Below are 12,365 nucleotides of genomic sequence, written 5' to 3'. Positions count from 1 at the left end.
GTTAAAGTTTGATGAATGCCTATTTGATTAAGTAAGATAAAAATACTGGATTAATTTTTTGAATTGAATAAAACTACACGTGGAGGATAAACAAGTGAAATGGATTAATCAAAAAATTGGTCGCCAACTGATGTTTGCGTTTTATATGGTATTTATCGTCCTCAGTCTGACATCAGCCATTGTCTATACGTATACAGAACGAAAAATTGATCAGACGAATGCGACATTTGATGATTTACGGGAACGTCGAACGAACGCCAATGCGTTAGCCAACGAATGGACACTTGTGCAGAGCAATGTGAAGTCGTATGTGCTGTTCGGAACACCGGAAATACTGGATACGATCAAAGCCAATCAGCGTGAAATCAATCGTTTGACGAACTGGTTCGAAGAAAATGCTATCTACGAGCAAGGGACAGAATATGCCGCCGCCACGCGATCGCTTTACGACGATTATTTCGGCACGGCCCTCCCACTTCTGACGGAATACGTCGATGGAAAAAGACAAGGATCGATTGACGAAACGTTCCTCGATCCGAAGACGCTTGCTTCCCTTTCAAACGGGGACGATTTATTCAACGCCAACGGGACGTTACGAGGATCAAACAGTCAGTTGACGACGGACACAGACGCTGCCGGGATCGACACGTTGCTCGCGGACTACCTGACGTTGATCCAAGACAAAGAAACCGAAGCGAAAACGAGTTTGCTCGGTGAGATGCGGGTTGCCCAGTTCATCTGGTTGTCGAATCTCGTGGTATTGATCATCATCTTGTTGTTACTCGTTCGTCCGTTCATCAGCCGGGTGACGAAGCAGGTTAACACGCTGTCACGGGACAGTGCCTTACTTGCGACCGGTGAAGATATCGCAACGATTCCGTTACCGAAACGTCACGATGAGCTTTATACCTTAACCACATCATTTAATCAGATGGCAACATCGATTGCTGACAACAAGGTCCACATGCTCGCGAAAAACGAAGAGTTACAAGCGCAGCAAGAAGAACTCGTCGCCCAGCAGGAAGAGTTGCAGGCGCAACAAGAGGAACTCGAAGAAGCACTCGAAATCACGTTGCGCAGCGAACAGCATTTAAAATACCGGAACGAATTGACGGAGACCCTCGCATCTCGCGAGACGTTGACCGCTTATCCGGAAATCATCGAGAAACTCGTCTCGATCACCCATTCGGAAATCGGTGCCCTGCTGTTCCTCGATCAGCATGACGTCCGGTCGACGATCGAGTACGGGATGACGGAAGAAATGGTCGGTCAACTCGTCAAAGACGACCAGTCGCTGTTCCACCGGGCACGCGTCTTGAAACGACCGGTCCACTCGTCGAAACAAGTCGCGCACGACAGCCCGTTACCGTATCCCTACTATATGTATGAAGTCGCTGTACCGATCCTTGACCCGAATGAAGAACAGATTATCGCCTGTATTTATCTCGTCCGTTACCGCGATGCCTTCACACCGGAACAGATGGGCGACATCCTGTCGTTCTCGCACCAGTTGTCCCTCTCACTGATGCGGATGGGGATCTATGAAAAAATGATCCATGAGAAAAACAAGACGGGACAACTCCTGAACTCGATTCGGGAAGCCGTCGTCTATATCGAACACGAATCCGACGAATTGCTCGTCAACGAACCGTTGATGAAGCTGTTCCCGGAAGTCCAGACCGAACATCAAAACGAAAGTAACCTTTCGTCGTTCCGCCAAGCGATGTCGGCCCTGTCGTCGATCATCGATGAGCCGGAACCGTTCGAACAATACATCGAACAGATCGTCGAGCAAAATCTGCCGGAAGACAGCCTTGTCGTCTCGATCCGGTCGCAGAACGCCTACATCCAGATCTATGCCGAAAAGATTCAGATCAATCACGTCTGGGTCGGCACGATGCTCGTCTTGCGTGATGTCACGAAGGAAACGGAAGCGGACCGGATGAAGGAAGAATTCGTCTCGACGGTCTCGCACGAACTGCGAACGCCGCTGTCTTCGATCTTCGGCTTCACGGAACTGATGCTGAACCGGGAAATCGATCCGCCGAAACAACGGAAGTATTTAACGACGATTCACTCGGAAACCGGACGCCTGACGACACTCGTCAATGACTTCCTTGATGTACAGCGGATGGAGTCGAGTGAGCAGCGGTATCAGATGTCGACGTTTGACCTCGTTCAACTTGCGAGTGAACTGATCGACTTCCACGATGCATCGCATACGACACACCAGTTGATGTTTGAAGCGGAAGGTCCGATCATGATTGATGCCGATACAGAAAAAATCAAGCAGTTGTTAAACAACCTGCTCAGCAATGCGATCAAGTACTCACCGGATGGCGGCGATATCATGATCCAGATTCAAAATCGGGACAATTTCGCCGAAATCACGATTCGCGACCAAGGAATCGGAATTCCGCAAGAATCGATGTCGAAACTCTTTGATAAGTTTTACCGGGTCGACAATTCGGAGACACGGAAAATTGGTGGAACCGGACTTGGTTTATCAATTTGTAAGGAAATCGTCAAACACCATAACGGAACGATTGAAGTCGAGTCGACGGTCGGAATAGGATCAACCTTTACGATCCGCTTTCCGATTGCAGTCATCTCAACGATTCTGACGTATGAAGAATAATTGAAGACAACAAAAGCCACCTGCGCAAGGTGGCTTTTGTTGTCTCATGTATTCAATTTCCGTGATTTACTTAAGTGACGTCACGATTCCCATCATCTGATCCGATGTCGTCAAAGCTTTGGAATTGAACTGGTACGCACGCTGAATCTGCGTCAAGTTCGTCATTTCCGTCCCCATGTCAACGTTTGAAGTTTCGAGTGTACCGACTGTCAACGGATTCCCTGCTGCGTTCTGGTATTGTCCCGTCGCCGTGAACAGTCCGGCGCCGACGTCCGTCAGTTCGCCGTGGTTCGGAATATCAGCGACGCCGATCCGGGCAAGAACCCGTCGTTCCCCGTTCAAGACGCCCGTGATGTTGCCGTCTTTGTTCAGTTCAATCGATGTCGCCGTATCCGGAAACGTAATCGGTTCGTTCGCCTGGTTGATGACAGAACGGCCGGCATCATCCGTCAACAAAACTTGTCCGTTCGCTTGCGGTGACAATTCAAAATTGCCATCCCGCGTAAATTTCGTCACGCCGTCCGCATCAATCACACCAAAGAAATGATGCGGATTACTGAGCGCAGCATCGAGTTTCCGTCCCGTGTTCTGGAACGTCCCTGTCGTAAACCGCGTCGCTTCATTGGCGACATATCCACCGACACCAAGCCGCAGTCCTTCTGGTGTCGTCAATGGTCCGGTCACGAGACCGCCCGGTTGATTGTTAAGATTGCGGACCAACAGTTCATTGAACTGAGAGTCCCGGCGTTTGTAGCCGTTCGTATTGGCATTCGCCAGATTATGTCCCGTCGTATCGAGCTGCTTCTGGAGCTGAGCCATCGTGCTGGCTGATGTATAAAGTGATTGCATGGATTTCCTCCTTGATTAGCGGACGCGTCCGATTTCCGAGACGGCTTTCTCCGCAGTCCGGTCGTACGCTTGGATGACTTTTTGATTGGCTTCAAACTGTCGCAGACCGGCGTTCATCTGCGTCATCGTCTGTTCGACTTCGACGTTGCCGAGTTCAAGGACTCCTTGATCAACTTTGACGGCACCGGCGTTCAAGGCGTCCGGTGATCGGAACAGACCGTTACCCGTGCGTTCCAACGTCTCCGGCTGATTCGTCACGACAAGACCCAGATTCCCGATTGCTTGACCATTACCGTCCGTGACAGCACCATCTGCATCGACGACAAAATCTTCATTGATGACGTTCAACGGTTGACCGTCTGCACCGAGTACAAGATCGTTTTCCGTTGTCCGCAAGAGACCGTCTTGTCCGACGGCGAACTGACCATTGGTCGTATAAAGGGTTTCTTCTTCCCCGGTCGCCGGATCCGTATGCCGGACCGTAAAGAGGGCAGCTCCTTCAAGCGAACTGATTTGGATATCTGTCGCATTCCCCGTCTCCGTAATCGAACCGAGTGCGAAGTTCGGTGTCGCCGCCTGCATGAAGACGCCGGTCGCCAGTGTCCCGACCGTTCCGCGTGACCGGATGCCTGTTCGTTCATTGACGCCTGCCTGCTGAATCATCATCTCCGGGAACGTCCGAAGTGACGCCTGATCGGCACGGAAACCGGGTGTCCGGGCGTTCGCCAGGTTGTTACTTAACATCTCTTGTTGCCGTTGTAATGACTGCATGGCATTTGATGCCGTATACATTCCTCGTAACATATCTATTGGCTCCTCATTGACTTATTGTTCAATTCTATTCCTTCTAGTATATCGGTCTATTTTTTAGACATTTGATGTTTTTTTCAAAATAAGGTAATGAGAAAAATAGATGCATCGAAAGACCTAGAAAAATCCATTCTCTATTTTATTGAAAGATTACATATTCAAATTTGACAAATATTGCTATAATAGGATTATTAAATTTCATGATCAGAGGTGAAGTTTTATGAGTTTCTTTAAAAAACGTGCAATTGAACGTTCTGTTCCCGGGTCTTTAGATTTAAACAGTCTATCCGATGTTACTTACTTTTTAGAGCACCATCCTGATGCGGTCTATACGATGGATACGAAAGGGCACTTCATCTCTTTTAACAACAAATTTCCTCTGTTGCTCGGTTACGACCGTACTGGTCTCAAAAATATTCATTTTGAACAGTTTTTGCAACCTGATGAAAAAAAGCGTATTAATGAAATTAAGAAACGGGTCTATTCCGGCGAGACCGTTCATTTCACGGCCGAGGTCCGTCATCAAAGTGGACACATGATCACACTAAACGTGACCAACATTCCGATTTACGAGCAACGGGTCATCGTCGGTTTATACGGTATCGCCCGCGACATCTCACAACAAAAAGAATTTCGCACCGACTACCAACGGCTCTTGATGAAGGAACGTTTGGCGGATACGCTCGAAGGTGTCACGTTCCTTGAATATATACCGGCAACCAAAAAAATCATCACCTCCGCTTCACTCGCCCCACTACTGGCCTTGTCAAAAAAACATGTCACGAAAATGGATACCTATGATTTCCTCGAAGAACTGCATCCGGAGGATCGTCCAGGTTTTCGTGAACAAAGCCGCCTGCTCCACGAAGGAGCCATCGATGAATTTTCGATGACCTTACGGATGGGACGGCGCAGTCAATTCAAAAAAATCATTCATTGTGAAGGCGTCATTCAGTCAGAAACAACCCCAACCTCGATTCTGTTCATTCTCCAAGACGAGACACCTCTCGTCATGATGGAAAAAGAACGTGATTTAGCCATTGCCTCATTAAAAAAGTTTTTTACGTCACTCGATACGACCGTGTATGAACATCGTTATGAAGACAATACCGTCACATTTCATGCAACGGGTTTCCTAGAGCCTTACGCTTCTTACTTGAAACAAATCGAACGGGATCACCAGCTTTGGACAAAACTTGTCTCACCTGATGATTTACCGGCCATGAAAGCCGTGTATCCGACCATTCAAAAGGGCGATGTCGTCCGACTTGTCTACCGTCTGGATTTTCCGAATCAACAATTTTGGTTGGAAGAGACGTGTATCCCGATTATCGATGCTTCCGGAACGGTGATTGGACATTACGGGGTTTCGACCGACATCACACGATTGAAAGAACAACAACACGAGATTTGGCACTTATCGATGCATGATGCCATCACCGACCTTCCGAATCGTGCTTTCGTCCTTGATCATATCAGTGAATTACTGACGCACCGCTCTCCTTTCACTCTGATGGCTGTGACGTTTAATCAATACAGTGTCATCTACGAGCGATTTGGTCATGAAGTTGGTGACGAGTGGATGCGGCAGACGAGCGCGACCCTAAAACGCCTTACCCAAAAAGATGTATTTATCAGTCATCTCTTCGGCGATAAATTCCTCTTGATTCTAAAAGGAAAAATCGATGAGGTCCGTGCCATCAAACTCGCCCATCAGCTTCTGGACTTAACGGAGCATCGTTTTGATATTATGTCGTACGAGTTGTTTGCCAAGGTCTATGTCGGCATCACGTATTCTGTCCACCATGACCACACAGCAGAAGAATTGTTGAAACAGACCTACACTGCTTTACGTCGTGCAAAATCAATGTCCAAAAGCAACTATCAGTTTTATTCGACGAAGCTGGACATCGAGATGTATCGCCGTTATGAACTCGAACGTGATCTCCGCGATGTCATTGCCCGGAATGAACTCTTTCTTGAATACCAACCGAAAGTGAACAGCTGGAGCGGACAGATTGTAGGTGCCGAAGCCTTGATCCGTTGGAACCATCCACAATGGGGACGCCTCTCTCCAAAAGATTTCTTGTCGTTGTCTGAAGAAAGTGATCTGTACATTCACATTGGTGACTGGGTGCTCGATCAAGTCTGTCGCTTGTTACGCGAGTTACTGGATCATAATCCAAGTCAAGTCGTTCCGTTATCCATCAATTTGTCTCCGAAACGGCTGTTTTATGGAGACTTCGCCGCACTTGTCGAACAGCAGCTCAAACGTCACCGGATTCCGGGGCACTTGCTTGAAATCGAATTGCTGGAGTCCGACATTCTCCTTGAAGGCGGACAAGTTCTGGAAACGCTCGAAAAGCTCGTCGCACTGGATGTCAAACTTTCGCTCGATGATTTTGGAACGGCTTATTCTTCGATTTCCTATATTCAGCGCTATCCAATCCATTGTTTAAAAATTGATCGTTCCTTTGCCATCCATGCTGAACAGGATCCGAAAAGTCTGTCCGTCATCAAAAGTATCATTTATATGGCTAAGGAGTTTGGACTCGATGTCGTGGCGGAAGGAGTCGAGACTTTGCCTCAACTCCAGCTGTACCGGGAGTTGGAATGTGACATGATTCAAGGTTACCTGTTCAGTAAACCGATCGACGTCTTACACTTAAAACAATTGTTGCTCGAAGGAACGCTGTACCCAACCGATACAGGTACGGCTTCTCCGAAAGAACCGACGTTGAGCCTCCATGCCAAAGTCACGATTACGAAACTGAACAACAAAGTGATCCAGGTCGGTTCTTCTCCGATCTTAATCAACCGGTGTACCAGTCAATCCGTCTTTTTCTATTCATCGATTCGTCTGCCGGTTCAGCAACAACTCGAACTGTCGTTAAAATTAAATGATTTGACGCACCCGGAACTGTTATTACGTCCGGTCTCGATCACAGAACTCGACAACGGATTTTTCTATTACACGGCGGATTTCCATATCCGTGCTTTATCAATCGTCGTTCAGGAACAACTTAACCTTACCCATCAAGTACGCATCGATGACTTTTTCGAAGCCTCCTCGTAAACAAAAAAACTTCTGCCTCATGCTGAGACAGAAGTTTTTTAGCCGTTCGGATTTTTACTGAGTACTGCTGTCTGCGTCCGTTCCAACACGGCGTTCGTGATAACGATCAAACCGGTGAACAGGAACAACGCTTCAAAACCAAAGTGACCGGCAATTTGACCGCCTGCCAGTGGTCCGAGGAAGTTCCCCATGAACTGGGCCGATTGGTTATAACCAAAAATCCTGCCCGATGCATTCGCCGGTGTATGTTTGCGAAGCAGTGTCTGTACCGAAGGCATCAAGGCAGCTGTCGCAAATCCGATTCCCATACGTAAGACAATCAGTTGACTCGTATCGGTCACGAACGCTTGGGGAATCAAGAACGCGGCAAAGATGAGCAGTGCGAAGAATAAGACACGTTCCGCTCCGATCTTATCAGACAACCGCCCGAGTCGTTGCGCGGCGATCAAGGCAGCAATCCCGGGTGCCGAGGCGACGATTCCGGATAACAGTGCCAAGCGTTCCGTTCCGGGACTGAGTTCCCGCACGTAAAGCGACAAAATCGGACTGATTGATTGTGCGGCGAACTGAATCAAAAATGTCGTCAAGAACAGGCTTAAGATCAATTCCGGATGGCGAAGTGACTGGATGACTTCCTTCGCAGAAGCCATTTTTTTGACTTGCAACGGCACGAACTCTTCTTTGACGAAGAAATAGGTGACGAGGAAAGTCAGGAAGAGCGGTATGCTCGTAAAGAGAAAAACGGGTCGAAGCCCAATCATATCGGCAAGGAATCCTCCGATTAGAGGTCCTAATAAGCCACCGGCAATCCCACCGGTCGACAATGTACCGAGCGCCCAGCCACTTTTCTCTTTTGGGGTTTGTGAGGCAATCAAGGTGATCCCGGCGGAAATGAATCCGGAGACGGCACCCATGACAAGACGTAAGAAGACGAGCTGGTAGACGTCTTGGACGAAGCTGATCAAGAACATGACGATCGACATCCCGAGACTGGCTCGAAGCAACATCAATTTCCGACCTTTTTTATCGGCCAATCGGCCCCAAATCGGTGAAACGATGGCTGCGACAAGGAAGGTCGCCCCAAAGGCGATTCCCGACCAGGTCGTGATTTCCTGGCGTCCATCGACACCAAGTTCTTCAATGAATAAGGGCAAAAACGGTAAAACTAAACTGAGTGCGGCAGCGGTCAAAAAACTGCCAATCCAAACGACAACTAAATTCCGTTTCCACAATGGCATTGTGGCATCACTTCCTTTTTAATGGAAAATCCGTTTCAATTCAACAACTTCTAATATACACTTCACAAAGTGAAATGTCTAGGATTTGAACTGATTCTGATGACTCCCGGACTATTGCCTCATATCCAAGTCGTCCCGAACAACCGATAATAAGATAACGAAATCAGAGGAGTGATTGAGTATGAAACGTTTCATCGTCAGTCTCATCTGCGCCGCCGTGGTCAGTTCGCTTCTGCCTGTTCCAAGTGAAGCAGCGACCGCCGTCACTCGTCATACCGTCATCTGGTCGATTCCTGAGGCCAAACAACTTTCAACAAAGATCAATCAGCTGACCACCAGACAGATGAAACGTGTCTATCTGCATGTCGCTGTCGAGGGTGACCGTACCCTCTACCGTTCTTTCGTTGAAAAAGCCCATCTGGCCGGCATCGAAGTCTACTTTTTATTCGGACAACCGCGCTGGATCACGAACGAAGGGACCGCCAACCGTCCGAACGTCGAAGACCCGTTAGCCTGGATCAATGTCTACCTGCAGGAAACGATGGAACGGCCGGACGGAATCAGCGTCGATTTGGAACCCTATGCCTTACCGGAGTGGGAAACCGATCAAGCTGCCGTCGTCGCTTCCTATCAACGGATCTTAACGGCTTTTCAAGATGTCAGTGACACCACTAGTCTTCCCTTGCAACTGTTCTTACCGTTCTGGTTCCATACCGTTTCCGATGCCTCCGGTCGTCCGCTCAGTGAATGGGCAATGGAGTTAGCCGATGAAGTGACGTTGATGAGTTACCGGACGGTCTACGGCGGCGGGAATGGTCTTGCTGCCATCACGATGACGGATGCCTTGTATGCCGCGAGTCATCAGCACCGCTTGTCGTATGCCATCGAATTTACAGCGCTCCCGGAAACACCGAGCATCACCTTTTACGGAAAAACACGGACCACGCTCAATCAACTAGTGAATCAGACCATGAACAGTTCCTTGCCGCCAAGCGCCATCGTCTATCATGATTTTGACGCCTATCAGGAGTTCATGCGCAGTACGCAGTAATCCGGCACGTTTCAGCAGCATCGGTTCATCTTACGTCTCCATCAAAAAAGGGTCATTCCGCAATTGGAATGACCCTTGTTGGTGTATCTTATTTTCCTAAATTATCGAGCATGATCCCTGTTCCCCGCGCGACACATAACATTGGGTCTTCTGCAATCAAGACCGGCAGTCCAAGTTCTTTTGCGAGCAACTGATCGATGCCGTCAAGCAATGCTCCGCCACCTGTCAGGATGATGCCGCGGTCGATGATGTCCGCTGCAAGCTCCGGTGGTGTTTTCTCCAACACCCGTTTTGTCGCTTCGACGATTTCCATTGCCGCTTCCGCCAACGCTTCATGCATCTCCTGCGAAGAAATCGTAATGTTGTCCGGCAGACCCGTCACGAGATTCCGACCCCGAATGTCCATCTCTTCTTGACGTCCTTCGTCTGAAACGGTCGCGACCGTCATCTTGACGTTTTGTGCCGTCCGTTCGCCGATAATCAGTTTATGGTTATCCTTGATCGCCCGGATGATGTCGTGATCAAACCGGTCCCCTGCTACTTTAATCGTTTCCCCGCAGACGATGTCTCCCATCGAGAGTACGGCGACGTCCGTCGTTCCGCCACCGATATCAATCACCATGTGACCGGCCGGCATCCAAATGTCCATCCCTGCGCCGACTGCTGCGACTTTTGGTTCCACTTCGAGGAACACGGTTTTTGCACCTGATTTTTCGCCTGCTTGACGGATTGCTTTGGCTTCAACCGTCGTGATGCTGGCTGGTGTACAAATCAGCATCCGAACACCACCGAACATACTCCGGACTTCGATTTTGTCGATGAAATGACGTAACATCGCTTCCGTCATCTCGAAGTCGGCAATGACACCGTCCCGAAGTGGACGAATCGCTACGATGTTACCGGGTGTCCGTCCGACCATCTGGTGGGCTTCCGTTCCAACGGCATGAATTTTTCCTGTTGCTTTATCGATCGCGACGACTGATGGCTCGTCGAGCACGATTCCCTTACCTTTTACGTGAATGACGACATTGGCCGTCCCTAGGTCAATTCCGATATCTTTTGAAAACATCTCGCGTGATCTCCTTTATCCACTGGCTATTATTCCAAAATTTAGAACGTCGTTTGGACGTCTAACCCATTTATGTATACATACCTTTCAATTCTAGCACAGCGTAACAAAAAGAGACGACTTTCTTTTTGAGAAAGTCGTCAAGAATAAATAAGAATGAAATGAGAGCTTAAAGCTTCGTCGCGGCTGTTTCTTCAATCGCAACGGTTTCTTCTGTAACGCGCTCAACATCTGCACCAAGTGCTTGTAATTTAAGGTGGAAATCAACATATCCGCGATCGATATGGTGAAGGGCGCCAACACGTGTTTCGCCTTCAGCAATCAATCCTGCTGTGACAAGTGCCGCACCTGAACGGAGATCTGTTGAAAGGACTTCTGCTCCTTGAAGCTGGATACCGCCTGTGATGATCGATGAACGACCTTCGATTTTGATGTCGGCGTTCATACGACGGAATTCTTCGACGTGCATGAAGCGGTTTTCGAAGACCGTTTCCGTGATGACTGATGTGCCTTCTGCTTTTAAGACCAAGGCCATCATTTGTGCTTGGACATCTGTCGGGAAGCCAGGGTGTGGCATCGTCTTAACGTCAATCGCAACCAGTTTCTTCGGTCCGACGACACGAAGGCCTTCTTCTGTATCCGAGATTTTGACACCCATCTCTTCCATTTTCGAGATCAACGGACGAAGGTGTTCACGTTCTGCACCGATGACTTCGACATCACCTTCTGTGATCGCTGCTGCGATCATGAATGTACCCGCTTCAATCCGGTCCGGAATCACGTAGTGGTTGCCACCGTGAAGTTTTTCAACCCCTTCGATGCGGATTGTTTCAGTTCCAGCACCGCGGACTTTTGCGCCCATTGCGTTGAGGAAGTTCGCGAGATCGACGATTTCAGGCTCTTTTGCAACGTTCTCGATGACAGTCGTTCCTTCAGCAAGTGTTGCTGCCATCATGATGTTTTCAGTTGCACCGACAGATGGGAAATCGAGGTAGATTTTTGCCCCTTGTAAGCGACCGTCGACTTGTGCTTCAACAAAGCCGTTACCGATGATTGTTTTTGCGCCCATTGCCTCGAACCCTTTTAGATGGAGATCGATTGGACGGGAGCCGATTGCACAGCCGCCCGGCATCGCAACGCGTGCGCGTCCAAGACGAGCGAGGAGTGGTCCCATGACAAGAATTGACGCACGCATCTTCCGAACGTATTCAAGCGGTGCTTCATCTTTTAGTTGTGCTTCTGCATTAACCGTCACCGTGTTTGCTTCTGCATCGAATGTCACTTCTGCATTTAAGTTCCGTAAGACATTATTAATCGTATAGACGTCTGCAAGACGCGGGACATTTTGAAGGACTGATGTTCCTTCTGAAGCAAGCAACGTTGCGACCAATGTTTTTAAGACTGCGTTTTTTGCACCTTCTACTTTTACCGTTCCAGCTAATTTACGTCCGCCACGGACAACAATTTTTTCCATTACTCATGCTCCTCTGCTTTCGTTTCTATTCTATTCGTTCAATTCGCGATTGGTGTAGATCATAGTTGTAGACCAACGCATGATAGAAGAGAAACACCCTGTAGTTTATCTCTCATTCCAAATCCAACACGACTTTTCATCTCGACAATGGTTGTGTTAC

Annotated in this window: 8 protein-coding genes; 3 read left to right on the top strand and 5 right to left on the bottom strand. The window is 48.6% G+C overall.

The annotated features are described in order from the left end of the window. Nucleotides 1–94 precede the first annotated feature (94 nt). A complete protein-coding gene (locus P397_RS0103190) occupies nt 95–2,638 on the top strand; it encodes a HAMP domain-containing sensor histidine kinase (protein ID WP_028105587.1) in 2,544 nt (847 codons plus the stop codon). 66 nt (nt 2,639–2,704) lie between these two features. Here the strand turns inward: P397_RS0103190 and P397_RS0103185 are convergent, their stop codons facing one another. Together P397_RS0103185 and P397_RS0103180 are read right to left on the bottom strand one after the other, a co-directional pair. Next, entirely contained in the window at nt 2,705–3,487 is a 783-nt protein-coding gene (locus tag P397_RS0103185; protein ID WP_028105586.1) for a flagellar hook-basal body protein, read from the bottom strand. 15 nt (nt 3,488–3,502) lie between these two features. Further along, the gene (locus P397_RS0103180; protein WP_028105585.1) at nt 3,503–4,291 is read right to left on the bottom strand and encodes a flagellar hook-basal body protein; all 789 of its coding nucleotides are present in this window, start codon (nt 4,289–4,291) and stop codon (nt 3,503–3,505) included. A 226-nt stretch (nt 4,292–4,517) separates the two neighbouring features. Here P397_RS0103180 and P397_RS17545 point away from each other — a divergent pair, with 226 nt between their 5' ends. Next, nucleotides 4,518–7,373, top strand: coding sequence for a GGDEF domain-containing phosphodiesterase (locus tag P397_RS17545; protein ID WP_028105584.1), 2,856 nt, complete (start codon nt 4,518–4,520; stop codon nt 7,371–7,373). Between the two features lie 38 nt (nt 7,374–7,411). Here the strand turns inward: P397_RS17545 and P397_RS0103170 are convergent, their stop codons facing one another. Then, complete coding sequence (locus P397_RS0103170; protein WP_028105583.1) at nt 7,412–8,611, bottom strand: multidrug efflux MFS transporter; 1,200 nt, start codon at nt 8,609–8,611, stop codon at nt 7,412–7,414. A 181-nt stretch (nt 8,612–8,792) separates the two neighbouring features. Between P397_RS0103170 and P397_RS0103165 the strand changes: the two genes are divergently transcribed. After that, nucleotides 8,793–9,662, top strand: coding sequence for a hypothetical protein (locus P397_RS0103165; protein WP_028105582.1), 870 nt, complete (start codon nt 8,793–8,795; stop codon nt 9,660–9,662). 88 nt (nt 9,663–9,750) lie between these two features. Here the strand turns inward: P397_RS0103165 and mreB are convergent, their stop codons facing one another. Both mreB and murA read right to left on the bottom strand, forming a co-directional pair. Beyond that, nucleotides 9,751–10,731 carry a rod shape-determining protein MreB gene (mreB, locus tag P397_RS0103160; RefSeq protein WP_028105581.1) on the bottom strand — a complete coding sequence of 327 codons (981 nt, stop codon included), beginning with the start codon at nt 10,729–10,731 and terminating at the stop codon, nt 9,751–9,753. 169 nt (nt 10,732–10,900) lie between these two features. Then, nucleotides 10,901–12,205, bottom strand: a complete 1,305-nt coding sequence (murA, locus tag P397_RS0103155; RefSeq protein WP_026831933.1) for a UDP-N-acetylglucosamine 1-carboxyvinyltransferase — start codon at nt 12,203–12,205, stop codon at nt 10,901–10,903. Between the last annotated feature and the right edge of the window lie 160 nt (nt 12,206–12,365).

This window comes from Exiguobacterium undae DSM 14481, from assembly GCF_000620805.1.
Classification (GTDB): domain Bacteria; phylum Bacillota; class Bacilli; order Exiguobacteriales; family Exiguobacteriaceae; genus Exiguobacterium_A; species Exiguobacterium_A undae.
Note: the sequence above shows the minus strand (reverse complement) of the source record. Positions and strands in the feature narration are given on the sequence as shown.